The 18259-nt window shown below is 73.5% G+C and carries 16 protein-coding genes and 1 riboswitch; of the genes, 8 read left to right on the top strand and 8 right to left on the bottom strand.

What is annotated here, in order from left to right:
- The first annotated feature begins 51 nt into the window (after nt 1-51).
- Nucleotides 52-148, top strand: a riboswitch (glycine riboswitch).
- Nucleotides 149-326: 178 nt separating this feature from the next.
- A complete protein-coding gene (gene gcvP / locus I003_RS0102025; RefSeq protein WP_027769957.1) occupies nt 327-3224 on the top strand; it encodes an aminomethyl-transferring glycine dehydrogenase in 2898 nt (965 codons plus the stop codon).
- A 99-nt stretch (nt 3225-3323) separates the two neighbouring features.
- On the opposite strand, the gene I003_RS0102030 is transcribed toward gcvP, so the two are convergent.
- Together I003_RS0102030 and I003_RS0102035 are read right to left on the bottom strand one after the other, a co-directional pair.
- Nucleotides 3324-3530, bottom strand: coding sequence for a DUF5999 family protein (locus I003_RS0102030; RefSeq protein ID WP_027769958.1), 207 nt, complete (start codon nt 3528-3530; stop codon nt 3324-3326).
- Between the two features lie 256 nt (nt 3531-3786).
- Nucleotides 3787-4374 carry a hypothetical protein gene (locus I003_RS0102035; protein ID WP_027769959.1) on the bottom strand — a complete coding sequence of 196 codons (588 nt, stop codon included), beginning with the start codon at nt 4372-4374 and terminating at the stop codon, nt 3787-3789.
- A 456-nt stretch (nt 4375-4830) separates the two neighbouring features.
- Between I003_RS0102035 and I003_RS0102040 the strand changes: the two genes are divergently transcribed.
- The gene (locus I003_RS0102040) at nt 4831-6324 is read left to right on the top strand and encodes a glutamate-cysteine ligase family protein (RefSeq protein WP_027769960.1); all 1494 of its coding nucleotides are present in this window, start codon (nt 4831-4833) and stop codon (nt 6322-6324) included.
- Nucleotides 6325-6409: 85 nt separating this feature from the next.
- Here I003_RS0102040 and I003_RS0102045 read toward each other — a convergent pair whose 3' ends face one another.
- The gene (locus I003_RS0102045; RefSeq protein ID WP_486584053.1) at nt 6410-8176 is read right to left on the bottom strand and encodes a substrate-binding and VWA domain-containing protein; all 1767 of its coding nucleotides are present in this window, start codon (nt 8174-8176) and stop codon (nt 6410-6412) included.
- A 101-nt stretch (nt 8177-8277) separates the two neighbouring features.
- Here I003_RS0102045 and I003_RS0102050 point away from each other — a divergent pair, with 101 nt between their 5' ends.
- Together I003_RS0102050 and I003_RS0102055 are read left to right on the top strand one after the other, a co-directional pair.
- Complete coding sequence (locus I003_RS0102050; protein ID WP_051368053.1) at nt 8278-9042, top strand: CPBP family intramembrane glutamic endopeptidase; 765 nt, start codon at nt 8278-8280, stop codon at nt 9040-9042.
- A gap of 119 nt (nt 9043-9161) precedes the next feature.
- Nucleotides 9162-9677, top strand: coding sequence for a lytic polysaccharide monooxygenase (locus tag I003_RS0102055; protein WP_027769963.1), 516 nt, complete (start codon nt 9162-9164; stop codon nt 9675-9677).
- 235 nt (nt 9678-9912) lie between these two features.
- On the opposite strand, the gene I003_RS0102060 is transcribed toward I003_RS0102055, so the two are convergent.
- On the bottom strand, nt 9913-10713 hold the full coding sequence (locus I003_RS0102060) for an aminoglycoside phosphotransferase family protein (RefSeq protein WP_027769964.1): 801 nt from the start codon (nt 10711-10713) through the stop codon (nt 9913-9915).
- Nucleotides 10714-10942: 229 nt separating this feature from the next.
- Between I003_RS0102060 and I003_RS0102065 the strand changes: the two genes are divergently transcribed.
- A complete protein-coding gene (locus I003_RS0102065) occupies nt 10943-11497 on the top strand; it encodes a PadR family transcriptional regulator (RefSeq protein WP_078563652.1) in 555 nt (184 codons plus the stop codon).
- A gap of 61 nt (nt 11498-11558) precedes the next feature.
- Here I003_RS0102065 and I003_RS0102070 read toward each other — a convergent pair whose 3' ends face one another.
- Nucleotides 11559-12308 (bottom strand): DUF4232 domain-containing protein, encoded by a 750-nt coding sequence (locus I003_RS0102070; protein ID WP_027769966.1) that lies wholly within the window; start codon nt 12306-12308, stop codon nt 11559-11561.
- A gap of 189 nt (nt 12309-12497) precedes the next feature.
- On the opposite strand from I003_RS0102070, the gene I003_RS0102075 reads away from it, so the two are divergent.
- Nucleotides 12498-13553, top strand: a complete 1056-nt coding sequence (locus I003_RS0102075; RefSeq protein ID WP_486584054.1) for an EamA family transporter — start codon at nt 12498-12500, stop codon at nt 13551-13553.
- Here I003_RS0102075 and I003_RS0102080 read toward each other — a convergent pair.
- On the bottom strand, nt 13535-14206 hold the full coding sequence (locus I003_RS0102080; protein ID WP_027769968.1) for a pyridoxamine 5'-phosphate oxidase family protein: 672 nt from the start codon (nt 14204-14206) through the stop codon (nt 13535-13537). The two genes, I003_RS0102075 and I003_RS0102080, sit on opposite strands and share 19 nt — an antisense overlap.
- 92 nt (nt 14207-14298) lie before the next feature.
- Here I003_RS0102080 and I003_RS0102085 point away from each other — a divergent pair, with 92 nt between their 5' ends.
- On the top strand, nt 14299-15630 hold the full coding sequence (locus tag I003_RS0102085; protein WP_027769969.1) for an aminotransferase class I/II-fold pyridoxal phosphate-dependent enzyme: 1332 nt from the start codon (nt 14299-14301) through the stop codon (nt 15628-15630).
- A 63-nt stretch (nt 15631-15693) separates the two neighbouring features.
- Here the strand turns inward: I003_RS0102085 and I003_RS0102090 are convergent, their stop codons facing one another.
- Nucleotides 15694-16641 (bottom strand): DMT family transporter, encoded by a 948-nt coding sequence (locus I003_RS0102090; protein ID WP_027769970.1) that lies wholly within the window; start codon nt 16639-16641, stop codon nt 15694-15696.
- Between the two features lie 74 nt (nt 16642-16715).
- Between I003_RS0102090 and I003_RS0102095 the strand changes: the two genes are divergently transcribed.
- Nucleotides 16716-17615, top strand: a complete 900-nt coding sequence (locus I003_RS0102095; protein ID WP_027769971.1) for a LysR family transcriptional regulator — start codon at nt 16716-16718, stop codon at nt 17613-17615.
- 108 nt (nt 17616-17723) lie between these two features.
- On the opposite strand, the gene I003_RS0102100 is transcribed toward I003_RS0102095, so the two are convergent.
- Nucleotides 17724-18188 (bottom strand): Rieske (2Fe-2S) protein, encoded by a 465-nt coding sequence (locus I003_RS0102100; RefSeq protein ID WP_027769972.1) that lies wholly within the window; start codon nt 18186-18188, stop codon nt 17724-17726.
- Nucleotides 18189-18259 lie beyond the last annotated feature (71 nt).

The following is an 18259-nucleotide window of genomic DNA, read 5'->3' on the forward strand; positions in this document are numbered from 1 at the left end:
GCCTGCGCCGGGATGCGCGGAGGCGTGCGCTGGTACGCTGAGCGTGGCTGCAGACCCCGTGCGGGAGAGTCCTCCGTCCGCCAGCCGGAGGCGCCGAAGGAGCAACTCCTCCCCGGAATCTCTCAGGCCCCCGTACCGCACGGACGAGGTCACTCTGGAAAGCAGGGGCGGACCGCGGCGCGGTCCCTCCTCACCGACGGTGCAAGCCGGGCCGCGCCCCGTCAGGGCGTGACCGGTGAAGCTCTCAGGTCCGGATGACAGAGGGGGAGGCCGTACGGGTGCCCGCCCAGGGGCATCCGCGAAGGTCCGTGCGACCAGGAGGCCCCTTGTCCGAGACGAACGCCCACCGCATCCCGCTTTCCGATCTGGAGCGCGGCACCCCCTTCGAGCAGCGCCACATCGGCCCGGACGCCGGGGACCGGGCCAAGATGCTCGCCCAGGTCGGCTACGGCTCGCTGGACGAGCTGACCGAGGCCGCCGTACCCGGCTCGATCAAGGGCACCGGCGCCTTCACGCTGCCCGCGGCCCGCTCCGAGGCCGAGGTGCTGGCCGAGCTGCGCGGCCTGGCGGCGCGCAACGACGTGCTGACCTCCATGATCGGCCTCGGCTACCACGGCACCCACACGCCGCCGGTCATCCTGCGCAACGTCATGGAGAACCCGGCCTGGTACACGGCGTACACCCCGTACCAGCCGGAGATATCCCAGGGCCGGCTGGAGGCGCTGCTCAACTTCCAGACCGTCGTCTCCGACCTCACCGGACTGCCCACCGCCGGCGCTTCGCTGCTCGACGAGGGCACGGCCGCCGCCGAGGCGATGGCGCTGTCCCGCCGTGTCGGCAAGGTCAAGGACGGCGTCTTCCTGGTGGACGCCGACACCCTGCCGCAGACCGTCGCGGTGCTGCGCACCCGCGCCGAGCCGGCCGGCGTCGAGATCGTCGTCGCCGACCTCGCCGACGGCATCCCGGCCGGGACAGCGGAGCGCGGCGTCTTCGGCGTGCTCCTGCAGTACCCGGGCGCCTCCGGTGCCGTACGCGACCTCGCACCCGTGATCGAGCGGGCGCACGAACTGGGTGCCGTCGTCACCGTCGCCGCCGACCTCCTTGCGCTGACCCTGCTGACCTCGCCCGGCGCGCTCGGCGCCGACATCGCGGTCGGCTCCAGCCAGCGCTTCGGGGTCCCGATGGGCTTCGGCGGACCGCACGCCGGCTACATGTCGGTACGCGAGAAGTTCGCGCGCAGCCTGCCCGGGCGGCTCGTCGGCGTGTCCAGGGACGCGGACGGCGCGCAGGCGTACCGGCTGGCCCTCCAGACGCGCGAGCAGCACATCCGCCGCGAGAAGGCCACCAGCAACATCTGTACCGCGCAGGTACTGCTGGCGGTGATGGCCTCGATGTACGCCGTCTACCACGGTCCCGAGGGGCTGGCGGCCATCGCCCGGCGCACCCACCGTTACGCCGCGGTGCTCGCCGCGGGCCTCAGGGCCGGCGGCGCGGACGTGGTGCACGACGCGTTCTTCGACACCGTCACCGTCCGGGTCCCCGGCCGGGCCGCCGAGGTCACCGCCCGCGCCCGCAACGCGGGCGTCAACCTCCGCCTCACCGATGCCGACCACGTGGGCGTCTCCTGCGACGAGACCACCGTCCGCGACCATCTGGCCGTCGTCTGGGACGCCTTCGGCGTCCCCCGGCCGGACGTCGGGGATCTGGATGCCGCGACCGCCGACGCGCTGCCCGCCGGGCTGCTGCGCGCCGACGAGTACCTGACCCACCCCGTCTTCCACCGCCACCGCTCCGAGACCGCCCTGCTCCGGTATCTGCGCGCGCTCTCCGACCGGGACTACGCGCTGGACCGCGGCATGATCCCGCTCGGCTCCTGCACGATGAAGCTCAACGCCACCGCCGAGATGGAGGCCGTCACCTGGCCCGAGTTCGCCGGGCTGCACCCCTTCGCCCCCGCCGACCAGGCCGAGGGCTATCTGACCCTGATCCGCGAGCTGGAGGACGGCCTGGCCGCCGTCACCGGCTACGACAAGGTCTCCCTGCAGCCCAACGCCGGATCGCAGGGTGAGCTGGCGGGCCTGCTGGCGGTACGGGCGTACCACCGCGCCAACGGCGACGAGCGCCGCACGGTCTGCCTCATCCCGTCCTCCGCGCACGGCACCAACGCGGCCTCCGCGGTGATGGCAGGCATGAAGGTCGTGGTCGTGAAGACCGCGGAGAACGGCGAGGTCGACGCGGAGGACCTGCGGGCGAAGATCGAGCGGCACGGCGACGAGCTGGCCGTGCTCATGGTCACCTACCCCTCCACGCACGGCGTGTTCGAGGAGCACATCACGGAGATCTGCGACGCCGTGCACGCCGCCGGCGGCCAGGTGTACGTGGACGGCGCCAACCTCAACGCGCTCGTCGGTCTCGCCGGACCGGGGAAGTTCGGCGGCGACGTCTCGCACCTGAACCTGCACAAGACGTTCTGCATTCCGCACGGCGGCGGCGGTCCCGGTGTCGGCCCGGTCGCGGTCCGCGAGCACCTGGCCCCGTACCTGCCGAACCATCCCCTGCAGCCGGCCGCCGGTCCCGAGACGGGCGTCGGCCCGGTCTCGGCGGCGCCGTGGGGCTCGGCCGGGATCCTGCCGATCTCGTGGGCCTACATGAAGCTCATGGGCGACGGCGGCCTGCGCCGTGCCAGCCAGGTCGCGGTGCTCGGCGCCAACTACGTGGCCAAGCGGCTGGAGCCGCACTTCCCGGTGCTGTACGCGGGTCCCGGCGGGCTCGTCGCGCACGAGTGCATCGTCGACGTACGGCCGCTGACCAAGGCGACCGGGGTGTCCATCGACGACGTGGCCAAGCGGCTGATCGACTACGGCTTCCACGCCCCGACGATGTCGTTCCCGGTGGCGGGGACGCTGATGATCGAGCCGACGGAGAGCGAGGACCTGGGCGAGCTCGACCGGTTCTGCGAGGCGATGATCGCGATCCGGCGGGAGATCGAGCGGGTCGGCACGGGGGAGTGGGACAAGGACGACAACCCGCTGGTCGGTGCCCCGCACACCGCGGCGCAGATCGCGGGGGAGTGGCCGCACCCGTACGGGCGCGAGGAGGCCGTCTTCCCGGCCGGGGTGACGCCCGCGGACAAGTACTGGCCGCCGGTGCGCCGGATCGACGGCGCCTACGGCGACCGCAACCTGGTCTGCTCCTGTCCCCCGTTGGACGAGTACGACGCCTGACGTACGCCTGTACGCGTCTCGCACCCGGCCCGGCGTCCCGCGCCGGACCGGGTGCGCTGGACGGGCCGGCGGGCGCCGGCCGTCCGACGGGTACGCCGCTCAGGCCGCGGCGGTCACGTCCTCGGCGTTCGGCGGACGGTGCGGCGCGATGATCCGGCCGTCGGGCAGCAGCTCGCCCGTGTCCTCGAAGAGCAGCACGCCGTTGCAGAGCAGACTCCAGCCCTGTTCCGGATGGTTCGCCACCGGGCGCGCCGCCTCCCTGTCGGTGGACTGGGCGCTGGGACAGGGTGGCTGGTGCTGGCACATGGCTGGGTACTCTCGCTGTTTCGTGGTCTCGGTCCTGCGGTCTTCAGATGTCATCGCCGCCCCCGTGTCGACTCGTTCCTCATCCAGTGTTCCCCCGCGCGCAGCAGTTCGCAGGGATTTACCGGCAGGTGGTCTCCGGGGCAGAAGACGCATCACTCTCGCGGGCGGTTGCCCGGTGCCACACCATCCTTTCGGGGGGCGCACCTGCGGGAGTGGACTAGCCCACAGCGGTGACCAGACCGTGACCTCGCCGTGATCAGGCGGAGGAGCCGAGGAGCCGCGCTCCGGCCAGCCGGTCCCGCAGGGCGGGCAGCAGATCCCCGGCGCGGTGCGCCCGGTGGGCGCGGATGCCGGGCGGCGCGGGCGCCAGCGGCACCAGCAGATCGGCGGGGCCGACCGCGCCCGACTCGGCGGGGGCGCCGGTGTCGGCGCGCAGCCAGAGCGTCACCATGTACAGCTCCGGCACGGACAGCAGCCGCGGCTGCAGGAGGGCGGACTGCGACTCGGCCTGGCGCAGGGCGCGTTGGGTCGAGGCCACGTACGGGCCCTCGGAGAAGTGCGAGAACGCCCAGCCGTCCGGGGTGAGGCGCGCCTCTGCCGCGGCGACGACCCGGCCCTCGGCGGTGAGGTGGAACCGCCAGCCGGTGAGCGCCGCGTGCGGCGCGCCGTCGGCGGCGCCGACACCGTCCAGGACGTGGACGGGCAGCGGATCCGCGGCGTCCGCCAGGCCGGCCGCCGACGCCGGCGCGAGCGTACGGGTCCCGCGCACCGCCGTCGGGGACTTCAGCGCGGCGTTGACGCAGCGCAGAGCCGGGGAGGGGGGCGTAAGGACGCTGAGCGGCATAGGGGTCGCCTACCTTCGACAGACGTGGAGCAGAGCAGGGGGCAAAATGCGGACGGCGCTGTCTGCTAGCGGGGTCAGAGGGGACCGCATCCGTGCAAGGGGGCGCCAACTCTCTGCCTCGTCCGCGAATTTTATACGACTACCGGTGGGAGTCCTTCCGCCTTGCTGTCCGGGTGAATTCCGCAAGGGGATTCTCGGCCGAATATTCTCTGGACTTTCCGGAAGATCCGCGAGAATCGCCTGACGGGCGCGGTGGCGGTCGGCACCCCGGGTCGGCCATATCTCATCGGTGAGGGCGGCCATGCGGCGGGCGGTGCGGCGCGCGCCCGGCGGTGTGCAGTGGGAACGAGTTCCTCCGGCGCGGGCGGCCAGCGTAGCCGACGAACGGCGGCCACGGGCGTCAGGGTCCCCGCGCCTGGGCATCATCCCGGGCAGCCGAGCCGAGGAGGAACCTCGATGGGCGAGAAGGTCGTGGCCGGCGGGTTCGACCTGTCCGACCGCCACCGCTATCGGCAGCGGCTCCGCGAGTGTCTCGCGGCGCTGGAGCGACTGCTGGAGGAGAAGAGATTCGACCGGCCGCAGAACCTGATGGGGCTGGAGATCGAGTTGAATCTCGTGGGCGCGGACGGCATGCCGCGCATGATGAACACGGAAGTGCTGGAGCGCATCGCCAGCCCCGATTTCCAGACCGAGCTGGCCCAGTTCAACCTGGAGGTCAACATCGCGCCCCACCGGCTCGCCGGCCGGGTGCTCGACCAGCTCGCGGAGGAGCTGCGCACCGGGCTGTGGTACGCCGACCGGCAGGCGCGCGAGGTGGACGCCGGGATCGTGATGATCGGCATCCTGCCGACGCTGACCGGCGCGGATCTGGTCTCCGCCAACCTCTCCGAGGTGGACCGCTACCACCGGCTCAACGAGCAGATCCTCGCAGCCCGGGGAGAGGAGATCCACCTCGACATGCGCGGGGTGGAGGAGCTGACGTACACCACCGGCTCCATCGCCCCCGAGGCCGCGTGCACCTCCGTCCAGCTCCATCTCCAGGTCACCCCCGGGAGGTTCGCGGACGTCTGGAACGCCTCGCAGGCGGCGGCGGCCGTGCAGATCGCGCTCGGCGCCAACGCGCCGTTCGTCTTCGGCCGCGAGCTGCTGAGCGAGTCGCGGCCCGAGCTGTTCCTCCAGGCCACCGACACCCGGCCGCCGGAGCTGCGCGCGCAGGGCGTGCGCCCGCGGGCCTGGTTCGGGGAGCGCTGGGTCACCGAGCCGCTGGAGCTGTTCGAGGAGAACATCCGCTACTTCCCCTCGCTGCTGCCGCTGTGCTCCGCGGAGGATCCGCTGAGCGTACTGGACGGGGGCGGACTCCCGGAGCTGTCGGAACTGGTGCTGCACAACGGCACCGTCTACCGCTGGAACCGTCCGGTGTACGACATCGCCGGCGGCGTCCCGCACCTGCGGGTGGAGAACCGGGTGCTGCCCGCGGGCCCGACCGTCACCGACGTCGTCGCCAACGCCGCGTTCTACTACGGGCTGGTGCGCAGCCTCGCCGACGAGCAGCGGCCCGTCTGGGGCCGGATGCCCTTCGACGCAGCGGCGGCCAACTTCGCCGCCGCCTGCCGGGACGGCATCGACGCCACGCTCGTGTGGCCCGGCCGGCGGCGGCTCGGCGGGGTGGCGCGGGTACCGGTGGTCAAGCTCGTACGGGACGAACTGCTGCCCATGGCCGCCTCCGGGCTGGACGCCTGGGGCGTCGACCCCGCCGACCGGGACCGCTACCTCGGCGTCATCGAGGAGCGCTGCCGGCGCCGGGTCAACGGGGCGTCGTGGCAGTCGGCGGCGTTCCACCGGGCGCTGGGGCGCGGTCTCGACCGGGGCGCCGCGCTCGCGGAGATGACGCGGCGGTATGTGGAGCTGACCCGCACGGAGGAGCCGGTGCACCGCTGGCCGGCGGACTGACGGCGGGCACGGTGGCGGACCGGGCGGCACCGGTGCGCAGGGCCCGCGCCCCGGCCCGTACGGGTCCCGGGCCGCCCCGTACGGCTCAGGACAGCGCGGCCTGGGCGCCGGCGTCCGTCACCGCCCGCAGCAGCACCGCGTGGATCTCCTTGGGGTCCGTCACCCGGTACGAGGCGCCGCCGGCGGCCTTCGCGATCCGCCCGCACGCCTCGATATCGGCCTCCGGCCCGATGCCGATGGCGATCAGGCCCACGGGCCGGTCGGGGTCGGCGGCGTCGCGCAGCCGTGCGGCAAGGTCCTCGGCGGAGATGCTGCCCGGGTCCTCGTTGGCGCCGTCGGTGAGGAGCACGACGGCGTTGAAGCGGCCGGGGGCGTACTCCTTGACCTGCCGCTCGTAGGCGGCGAGCGCCGTGTCGTACAGGCCCGTCGCGCCGCCCGTCACCGGCTGGAGGCCGCCGAAGGCGTTGGCGAGGCGTTCGCGGTGGCTGGTGCCGTCGTCGGTGCGCTGCGCCAGCCGGGTGGTGCCGGCGACCTCCTCGAAGTCCTGCTCTCCCTGCAGCCGGGTGGAGAAGCGCCACAGGCCGATCTCGTCCTCGCCGGTGAACTGGGCGAGCGCCTGGATGAGCGCGTTCTTCGTGACGTCCATACGGGTCTGCCCCGGCTCGCCCGGCACCGGTTCGCCCATCGAGCCGGAGACGTCGACCACGGCGGTCAGCCGGGCGCTTTGGATGGTGACGGTCCACATGCCGAGGACCGAGGCCACTTCGTCGGGGACCGGCGGCTCCGCGCGCGGCGCGCCTAAGGGCTGCGGAGCGGCGCCGCCCGCGGCCATCGCCAGCTCCGCGTCGGGGTGTCCTTCGGGGGAGCGGAAGCCCTGGCGGCGCAGCAGTTCGGTGGCCTTGGCGCCGGTCACCAGGCGCTGGAAGCGGCTGGCGGCCCGGACCCGGTCCATCGCCATGGCGTCGTTGTTGACGATGGCGTAGGGGTAGTCGAGGGCGAACGTGCCGCCCTCGGGGTAGAACATGTTGAGCCGCCGGCCGGTCCCCGCGTCGGCGTTGTGGCGGAAGGCGGCCTGCTCGGAGAGGAAGAGCGCGTCGTTGTCCCGCGGGTCGTCCAGACCGGCGTCGGGGAGTGAGGCCAGCACCGCGGTGTCGCCGGGCTCGACGCGTTCGGCGAGCAGCTTGGCGGTGGCGGCGGTACGGGTGTTCGCGTCCTCGCCGCCGGCGCGGTGCATCGCGGTCAGCGCCAGCGCGCCCGTGGCGCTCGCGGCCGGGTCCGCGGTACCGAGGCGCAGGCCGGCGTCCTCGCCCATCGCGGCGTCCACCAGCTCGGCCCAGCCGTAGGTCTTCTCGGGCCAGCCGAGTGTGCGGGCGCCCTCCGGGAGGACGGCCATGCCCACGGGCGAACTGGCCAGCCGGGTCACCTCGTCGATGCTCGCGCCGTCGCCGGCGGCGGTGACCATGCCCGTCCAGACGCTGGAGTCGGGGATCCAGACCTGGAAGTCCGGCCGTGCGTCCTCGCGGCGCAGCGACTGGGCGACCTCGGCGGCGGGCCGCGCGGTCACCTCGACGTCCAGGCAGCGGCCGTCCGACTTCAGCTCCGCCTTGCGCGCGCGTTCCGCGGTCCTGCGGACGACGGGGGCGATGTCGGGCGAGGCGACGACGGCGAGTTCGAGGTCCGGCCCCCCGCACGGTTCGTCCTGGGGCAGCAGTCCGGTCTCGGCGGCGACCAGCGTCCCCGCCCCGATCGCCAGGACGAGGGCGGTCGTGATGACCACGGTGCGGCCCCGTACGCTGCGCCGCAGCACGGCGCCGTCCGTTCCGTACGCGTCGGGCAAGCTGTGTCGTCTCATGATCGTCCCCCCGGACAGCCGCATATTGGTCACATGTTTTTTCGGCGACCCTAGCGACACGGTCGGGCCCATGGGGAGGGATTGACCAATTGGAGGAGCGAGTGCAGGACCAGTCCCGTCGGCTGCTGAGCAGCGAAACGCTGCTGGTGCTGGCGCTGTCCCTGGGCGCGAGCGCGGTTTCGGCCCTGATCAGCTTCATCGGCTCGGTGACCCGGCCGGGCGGGCTGAAGGAGCAGCCGGCCAACCTCAACTCCTCGGCCGCGCCCGGCCGTCCGTGGCTGGACCTCGCGTGGCAGCTCTTCGGCATCACCACCGCGCTGGTACCGGTGGCGCTCGTGGCGTACCTGCTGGTGCGCGAGCGCGCGGGCGGGCTGGGTGCGCTGGGGTTCGACCACCGGCGGCCGGGCTTCGACCTGGGCTGGGGCGCAGCCGTGGCGGCGGTGGTCGGCGGCACGGGGCTGGCGTTCTACCTGGGCGCGCGGTCGGCGGGGTTCAACCTGACCGTCGTGCCGGAGTCGCTGCCGGACGTGTGGTGGAAGATCCCGGTGCTGATCCTCTCCGCGGTGCAGAACTCCGTGGTGGAGGAAGTCATCGTCGTCGGCTATCTGCTGCGCCGGCTGGACCAGTTGGGCTGGACCCCGGTGGCGGCGCTGGCGGCCAGCTCGCTGCTGCGCGGGTCGTACCACCTGTACCAGGGGATCGGCGGCTTCGTCGGCAACGCGGTGATGGGTGTGCTGTTCGTCCTGCTGTACCGGCGCTGGGGGCGGGTCGGGCCGCTGGTGGCGGCGCACGCCTTCATCGACATCGTGGCGTTCGTGGGGTACGCGCTGCTGGCGGGAAAGGTGGGGTGGCTGCCTACGGAATGAGCAGTTCCGGCCTTGCCCGCCGGGCGCAAGGCGGCGGTCTCCCTGGTCCACACCCTTGACGGTGGTCCGACAAAAGATAAAGTCTAGACCAATGCCCCCCCCATGCAGGGAGAGACAAGATGCGCAGTCTCAAAAAGCGTGTAGCGGTCGTCGCCGCGACCGTGGCTCCGATGGTGGTCCTCGCCCTCCCGGCTCCGCAGGCGAACGCGCACGGCTGGATCACCTCGCCGCCCAGCCGGCAGCAGCAGTGCAAGGCGGGCACCGTCTCGTGCGGTCAGATCCAGTGGGAGCCGCAGAGCGTCGAAGGGCCCAAGGGTCAGACGACCTGCCACGGCGGGAACAGCCGGTTCGCCGAACTGAACGACGACAGCAAGGGCTGGGCGGTCACGACGATCAACCGGACCCAGGCGTTCAACTGGCAGATCACCGCCAACCACCGCACGAGCACGTGGCAGTACTTCGTCGGCGGTCAGAAGGTCGCGGAGTTCAACGACGGCGGCGCCCAGCCGCCCTCGCAGTTCAGCCACACGGTCAACTTCGGCAACATCACCGGCCGGCAGAAGGTCCTCGCCGTCTGGAACGTGTACGACACCAGCAACGCCTTCTACGCCTGCATCGACGTCAACATCCAGTGACGCCGCGGCGGCCGTAGCGCAGGCACCGGCCCCCCGGGGGGCGAGCGGCTCCCCCGGGGGCTTCGTCGTGTGGCCTGTGCCGCTGATCGCTGATCGGATGCAGTATGTTCGGGCCCCCTGCCCGAAGGACGCGGCAGGTCACGGCGCCGAACGTGCTCCCGGCGCTGCCGTCGGAAGGCGTACCGACAACGCAGAGCGGTGCTTTGGTGAATCTGTCCTCGAATGTCCAGACCGGTCAGTCCAGCAGGGCGGTTGTGAACGTCTGACGGTGATCCACCAGCCAGGTCTGCATGCGGTCCCAGCGTTCCCATCCACCACGCTCGGCCAACACCCGGAGAGAGACGAGATCTCCGTCGGCCGCACGGCGGGCGACGAAGGCCCGGCAGACCTCCGTGGCCTGCTCGATGACGCCGGGCAACGCGGCACGGTCCCCTGCCGGGAGACCGTAGCCGTCGGCAAGAATCCGCAGCCGTACGGCCGCATCCAGCCCGTGGGGATGGAGGGCGGCCGCGGACTCGGGATCAAGCATGGGCACCCAGTAGCGGGCGGTCATGGCGACGTCCCAGAGGGCACGGCCCGGGGCCGCCGAGTCGAAATCGATCAGGGCCGCGGCACGACCGTCGCGGAAGACGACGTTCTCCGGGCACACGTCGTTGTGGCACAGCATCGTTCCCCCCTCCGGGTCGGCGAGGTCCGGGGGCCACTCGGCGCGGGTGTCGACCGTGACGGCCGCGCTGGTCTCATGGAGACGCCGCAGCAGGCTTCCCACCGATGCGAGGGCAGAACTTGTCATCGCCCAGTCCGGGAACGGCGGCAGAGCCACGTCGCCAGGGATGAAGGTCAGCTGCTCATGGCCGTCCGCGGTGAGGCCGACAGGGGCCGGCGCCGCGTCGAAGCCCTGCTCCTTCAGCGCAAGGAGGTGGGCATGCAGGGCGCGTGCGTTGCGCGGTGCCGGTCGCTCCACCAACTCCCCCCGGCGGAAGACCGCCCCCGCGTTCATCATCCCGCCGGCCAGCGCCTCGTCTTCAGCCGTCATGAGGTTCACGCTAGCGCCGGATCGACCCCGCGCGGGCCGGGCCGCGCTCGACGTGGACCCACGCGCGGCAGAACGCGCGACGCCGAATCCCACGTCGTCGACCTGGAAAGCCGGTGGTTGCGGCGAGGTCATCGTGGCCCGGCGCGGCGGCTTGTCCCGCAAGTGTTTCCGATATATCGTCGATGTGTCGCAACCGATCGTAGAAGAGTTCTGGAAGAGGTGATGACGCATGCGATCACATCGATACGGACACCGCTCGCGGGATGGGCGCCGCTCGGCCTTCGGCGGGTTCGGCCCGCCCTTCGGGCCGTCCTTCGGCCGCGGTCGCGGCGGCCCGCGGGGCCGCGCGCGCCGCGGTGACGTGCGGGCATCGATCCTGGCGCTGCTCAAGGACCGGCCCATGCACGGGTACGAGATGATCCAGGAGATCTCCGAGCGCAGCGGCGGCGCGTGGAAGCCGAGTCCCGGCTCGGTCTATCCCACGCTGCAACTGCTGGAGGACGAAGAGCTGATCGTCAGCGCCACGGAGGGCGGCAAGAAGCTCTTCTCGCTCACCGGTGCCGGGCGGGAGGAGGCCGAGTCCGGGCCCGAGGCGCCCTGGGAGGACGCCGGGCGCTCAGTCGACTGGGAGGCGCTGCAGGAGGTCCGGCAGTCGGGCTTCGCCCTCGCCGAGGCGTTCCGGCAGGTGTACACCACGGGCACTCCCGAGCAGCGCCAGGAGGCGCTGGCGATCGTCAACGACGCCCGCAAGAAGCTCTACCTGATCCTCGCCGAGGAGAACTGAGCCCCGGTGCCCGGTCCGGCCGTCCGGGCACCGCGGCTCAGCCGCGCGGGCACCGCCGCCGTCACCGCGCCGGGCCGTCACCCTCCGCCAGCGGCAGGGCCTCGATGCGGCCCGCGTCGCAGACCTCGCCGAGCCGCCACGCGGTGTCCGTGTGGTGGTACGTGTCGGGCGGGATGACCTGCAGCTCCGTCGGCTTCGGCCGGCAGGTGCCGTTCGCGTCGTCCGCGTCGCCGGCCACCACCGTCCAGTGCAGCCGGCTCCACGCCGAGGAGCCGGGGGTGAGGGTCTGCATCGACGGGGTGCGGCTGCGGTCCCGTACCACCTCGGTCGGAACGTCGCCGCCGTCGGCCCCGACCAGTTGCAGGCCGGTCCAGCCGCGGGTGCGGCACGTGGCGTCCGAGTCGTTGGTGAGGACGAGCGCCGCATAGCGGTTGCCCGCCGCCGGGTTGAGTGGGCGTACGGACGCCGACAGGTCGTCCGTACGGCACCAGGGGGCCGCGGCCGGATCACCGGCGGCCGTCTTCGGTTCCGCCTTGAGCGGCTCGGCGGCCGGGCCCTCGTCCCCGGTGCCGTCCCCGGCCGCCTTCTCGGGGGTTGCGCCGTCCCGGCCGGTCGCGTCCTGCCGGGCTCCGTCCCCGTGCTGCGCGCCGTCGTTCCCGTCGGCGCCCTGCGCCGGCCGGGGCGCGGAGTCGCCGGCGGCGTCCGTGCGCTCTCCGTCGGAGGTCGTGCCGCAGCCTGCGGCCAGCAGCCCCGCCGCCGCGAGGGCGGCGAGGGCGATGCGGGTGCGGGCGCGGCCGGGCTGTCGTGTCATGTCTGCCCCCTGGCTGCTCGAAGTGACCAGATCGTGGGGTGTCGGTCGTTGGACCCGCGCGGGGAGCGATCGGTTCCACCGAGTGGATGCCCGCGTCCGCGGGGGAGGATGCGCGGTCTGCTCCCGCACGCCTCCTGTCAGGAGCAACGCAGAGTGACACTCATGTACGGCGCTGACATAATCACCCGCATGCAGCAGTCATCCGACAGGCGCGCGGGGCTCGGGCTCGCGCTGGCCTCCGCGCTCGCGTTCGGCGGTTCCGGGGTGGCGGCCAAGCCGCTCATCGAGCAGGGCATGGAGTCCCTGCACGTGGTGTGGCTGCGTATCGCCGGGGCCGCCCTGGTGCTGCTGCCGCTCGCCTGGCGGCACCGTGCGCTGGTACGGCAACGGCCGGCGCTGCTCGCAGGGTTCGGTGTACTGGCCGTCGCCGGCGTGCAGGCGTTCTATTTCGAGGCCATCGCCCGGATCCCGGTCGGGGTGGGGCTGCTCATCGAGTACTTCGGCCCCGCGCTGGTGCTGGGGTGGGTGCGGTTCGTCCAGCGGCGGCCGGTGACCCGGCAGGCGGCCGTCGGCGTGCTCTTCGCGGTCACCGGGCTGGCGTGCGTGGTCGAAGTCTGGGCCGGTCTCGGCTTCGACGTGCTCGGACTGCTTTTCGCGTTCGGTGCGGCGTGCTGCCAGTGCGCGTACTTCGTGCTCGCCGGGCACGGCACCGACGCCGCGGACGGCGGGGCGCCGCACCCGCTGGGCGTCATCTCGTACGGGCTGATCGTGGGCGCCGTCGTGCTCACCCTCGTGTCCCGGCCCTGGAACCTGAGGTGGTCCCTGCTGGGCGAGCGCGCCGAACTCGGCGGCATCCGGCCGCCGGCCTGGACGTTGATCCTCTGGATCGTCCTGGTGACGACCGTGCTGGCGTACCTGTTCGGCGTTCTCGCGGTGCGCCGGCTCTCGCCGCCGGTGGCGGGCGTCGTCGCCTGTCTGGAGGCCGTCGTCGCGACCGTGCTGGCGTGGGTGCTGCTGGCCGAGCACCTGGGCGCGGCCCAGCTCGTGGGCGGCGCGCTGGTGCTCATCGGCGCGTTCACCGCGCAACTCGCGGTGCCCGGACCGGCGTCGGGTCCGGCGGAGCGCGCCGAGCCGGTCGCCGGGAACCTGCCGCCGGGGAGCAGGGCCGGGGGGCCGTCCGGCGACGGGCCGGCGACACCCGCCGCCGCGGACGTGCCGCCGCCGGGTCAGCCCGCGGGCAGGTAGCCGGGCGGCTCGATGCCCGGCGCCAGGTCGTCGGCCGGTACGGGCGCGCCGTACACGGGCGCGACCGGCACCACCCCCGTCCAGTACGGCAGTTCCAGGTCCTCCGGTTCGTCGTCGGGGCCGCCGGTGCGTATCTTGACGGAGACCTCCTCGACGGCCAGCCGCAGCACCGCCGTCTTGGCCAGCTCCTTGGCGTTCGCGCGCCGGGAGTCGTCGGCCCGGCCGGGGACGATGTGGTCGACGATCGCGTCCAGGGCCATGGTGCGCTCGTCGTGGTCGGTCACGGCGTACGCGTCGCCGTGCAGCACCGCGGAGCGGTAGTTGATCGAGTGGTGGAACGCGGAGCGGGCCAGCACCAGCCCGTCGACGTGGGTGACCGTCAGGCACACCGGCAGCCCGCTGTCCCCGGCCCGCCCGGCGGTGCGCAGCGGGCGGGAGCCGGTGGAGCCGTGCACGTACACCTGCTCGCCGACACGGGCGTAGAGCGTGGGCAGGACGACGGGTCGGCCGTCGCGGACGAAGCCGAGGTGGCAGACGTAGCCGGCGTCGAGCACGGAGTGCACCGCGGCGCGGTCGTACGACGCGCGCTCCCGGGAGCGCGTCGGCACGGTGCGGTCGGTGGCGCGGTAGGCGGCGGGGGGCGTGGTGGACACGGGCGGCTCCCTCGGTGCTCGGTGGTGCGTGCCGCCTGCGGGCGGCGATCGGCGACTTGCAATCCTTATTGCACTAGTGCAATATCTCCTTTGTGCTAGGAGAGTATCGGATCGAAGGCCGGGGTGCAGCGGAGATTTCTGCCAGCATCGAGCGCGGCATCGGCGCGGGCGCGCTGCCGCCCGGCGCCGCGCTGCCGCCGCTGCGCGCGCTGGCGGCGGAGTTGGCGGTCAACCCGAACACGGTGGCCGCCGCCTACCGCTTGCTGCGCGAGCGCGGCGTCGTCGAGACCGCCGGCCGGCGCGGCACCCGGGTGCGGGCCCGGCCCGCGACCGCCCCCCGCGAGCAGATCAGCGTCGCCGTGCCGCCCGGCGCCCGCGACCTGTCCACCGGCAACCCCGACCCCGCCCTCCTGCCCCCGCTCGCCGGGCCCCTCGCCGCCGCGGCCGAGCGCCACGCGGCCCGTCCCGTGCTCTACGGCGACGAGGGCGTCGCCCCCGAACTGTCCCGGCTGGCCCGCGCCGACTTCGACGCCGACGGCGTGCCGCCCGGAGCCGTGGCCGTCACCTCGGGCTCGCTCGACGCGATCGAGCGCGCACTGACCGCCCATCTGCGCCCCGGCGACGCGGTCGCGGTCGAGGACCCCGCCTGGGGGAGCCTGCTCGATCTGGTGCCCGCTCTCGGCATGCGCCCGGTGCCCGTGGAACTGGATGACGAGGGACCGCTGCCGGAGCGCGTGGCGGCGGCCCTGGCTGCCGGAGCGCGCGCCCTGGTCGTGACCTCCCGCGCGCAGAACCCGACCGGCGCCGCGCTCACTTCGGCGCGCGCCAACGACCTGCGCGCCGTCCTGGCCCGGCACCCGGAGGTGCTGCTGATCGAGGACGACCACGGTCACGCGATCGTCGACGTGGATTTCCAGTCGCTGGCCGGCGCTGCGCGGCACTGGCTCGCGGTGCGCTCCGCCGCCAAGGCGTACGGGCCGGACCTGCGGCTCGCGGTGCTCACCGGGGACCGGGTCACCGTCGACCGGATCGCGGGCCGCCAGCGCCTCGGTCCCGGCTGGGTCAGCCGGCTCCTCCAGGACACCGTCGCCCGTCTGCGCGGCAGCGGCGTCCACGACCCGGAGGCGGTCGCCCGCTCGTACGGCGAGCGGCGCGAGGCGCTGCTGACGGCGCTGCGGCGGCGCGGGGTCGAGGCCACCGGGCGCACCGGCATGAACGTCTGGCTGCCGGTGCCGGACGAGACCTCCGTGGTCACGCAACTCCTGCGGGCCGGCTGGGCGGTGGCCCCCGGCGCCCGCTTCCGTCTTGCCTCGCCGCCGGGCATCCGGCTGACCGTCTCGCCGCTGGGTGCCGGGGACGTGGAACCCCTGGCGGACGCGGTGGCGGCGGCGGTACGCCCCGCGCCCGGACGGCGGTGGGTCTGAGAGGGCGTGCGCGAAGCACAGGCAGTCACGCGGCGCCGGTACGGACCTCCCGTATCGGCGCCGCTATGTCCGATCCGCCCGCCGCCTGCCGCGCGACAGTGCCGCGCCCGCAAGGATCACCGCCGCGCCCACCGGCGTGTTCCAGGTCAGCTCCTCGCCCAGCAGGGCGACCCCCGCGGCCGTGGCGACGACCGGGATGACGTACGTGACCGTGTTCGCGGTCGTCGGCCCCACGTCGGCGACCAGCCCGTGCTGCACGAGCATCGCGAGCCCCGTGCCGAGTACGCCCAGCGTGACGACGGCCAGCAGCGGCCCGGCCGGGAACGCCGTCGGTGCCGAGGTGAAGAGCGCGGTGGCCACGGCCGACTGGGCGGTGCCGAGAAGTAGTTGGGCACCGGCCAGGGACAGGTGGGAGTGCCCGTTGCCGGTGAGCGTGCGGCGGACGTAGATCCAGCCGACGGCGTAGCAGGCCGCGGCGAGCAGCGCGAGGACGGTGCCCAGCGGGTCCTGGCCGGCGGAGCCCCGCCAGGCGCCGAGGACGATCAGCACCCCGGCGAACCCGACGCCCAGGCCCGCGACCCGGCGGCGCGTCGGCCGGTCCTCCCGCAGCGCGACGAGGGCGATCAGCATCGCCCACAGCGGCGACGTGGCGTTGCAGATCCCGGCGAGCGAGGAGCTGATGTGCAGCTCGGCGTAGGCGAAGAGGGAGAAGGGCAGCGCGTTGACGAAGAACGCGGCCACCGCGATGTGCGCCCACGTGCGGGTGCCGCGCGGCAGCCGCTCGTGGCGTACGGCGAGCGCGGCGACCAGGACGGCGGAGCCGAAGGCCATCCGGCCGAGCGTGACCTGCAACGGGGCGAAGCCGTCCGTGCCGACCTTGATGAGCAGGAAACTGAAGCCCCAGACAGTCCCGAGGGCGGCGAAGCGGACGCGCCAGTCGAGGAGGGCCCGCCGGGACGCGGGGGCCGGGGGCGTGGCCGGGTCGGTGGCTGCTGCCGGTGCCGTGGTCATGGAACTACGGTGAGCCACACCTTCCTCGTAGCACAAGCGAGACTTTATGGCGTCTATCTCGTAGCATCGCTTACATGTTGAACCTGGAGCGCCTGCGCACCCTGGCCGCCGTGGCCCGGCACGGCTCCGTGAGCGCCGCGGCCGACGCGCTGCACATCACCACCTCCGCCGTCTCCCAGCAACTCGCCAAGCTGGAGCGGGAGACCGGGCAGCAGCTCCTCGCCAAGAACGGCCGCGGCATCCGCCTCACCGACGCCGGCCGGCTGCTCTCCGAGCACGCCACCCGGATCCTGTCGCAGGTCGAGGCGGCGCAGTCCGAGCTGGAGGCGCACCGCGGCCGGCCCGTCGGGGAGCTGGGGCTCGCGGCCTTCCCGACCGCCGCCCGCGGGCTGTTCCCCGCCGCGCTCACGGCGCTGCGCCGGGACCACCCCGAGCTGCGCGTACGGCTGCGCGAACAGGAGCCGGACGAGACGGTGCCCGGTGTGATGCGCGGCGACCACGACCTCGGCATCGTCCTGGACTGGTACAACAAACCGCTGCCGCTGCCTCCCGGCCTCTCCCGGGCGCCGCTCCTCGACGACCTCGCGGACGTCGCCGTGCCCGCGGGCCACCCGCTGGCACAGCGTGCGGACGTCGTCCTGGAGGACTTCGCGGACGACGACTGGATCTCCTGGCCGGAGAGCGAGTTCTGCCACGACTGGCTGATGTTCACGCTGCGCGCCAAGGGCATCGAGCCGCGCATCGCCCACACCGCGGAGGAGCACCACACGCAGCTCGCGCTCATCGCCGCGGGCCTCGGCGTGGCCGTCGCGCCGCGGCTGGGGCGCGGGCCGGTGCCCCCGGGCGTACGCATCCTGCCCGTGCGCGGCGCGATGCACCGGCACATCTACGCGATCTGGCGCTCCGACGCCGACCGCCGGCCGTCGATCAGGGAGGCGGTACGCGCGCTCCAGGCGACGGGCCGCGCCCTGTGAGGAGCGCGGCCCGGTGCGAAGGGGGCACGGGGCCGGTGGCCCGGTCCGCTCGTGGCCGCCCGGCGCGTCCCGTCTCACGTACGCCCGTGCCGTATGCCCTGTGCGCGGTCAGCCCCGGCGCAGGGCGTTCCCGTCGACCTGTACGTCCTCCGCGGGCAGCGGCTGCGTTGCCGGCCCCTGGGCGACGCTGCCGTCCGCGATGGCGAACTTGCTGCCGTGGCACGAGCAGTTGATCGTGCCGTCCTCAACGCTGCTGACGATACAGCCCTGGTGCGTGCAGACCGCGGAGAACGCCTTGAACTCGCCCGGCTCCGGCTGCGTGACGACGACCTTCGCCTCCTTGAAGATCTTGCCGCCGCCCTCGGGTACCTCGCTCGTGGTACCGAGCTGCGCGCCGTCGTCTCCGCCGCCCTCCTCCGGCTTCACCTCGTCGGCGCCGGAGTCGCCCGGGCCGCCTTCCTCGCCCGGGTCGTCGCCGCAGGCGGCAAGTGCGGTGGTGAGGCCGCCGGCGCCGACGGCGGCCACGACGGTACGGCGGGCGGTGAGCCGGGCCGGGTTGCGGGATTGCGTCATGGTGGGGCCCTTTCCTGGTGCGCCGGTCGTCCGCCTTGGGCCGGCGGGCCCGGCGTTCTGATCGTGTGCCT

It is taken from the genome of Streptomyces sp. CNQ329, assembly GCF_000482585.1.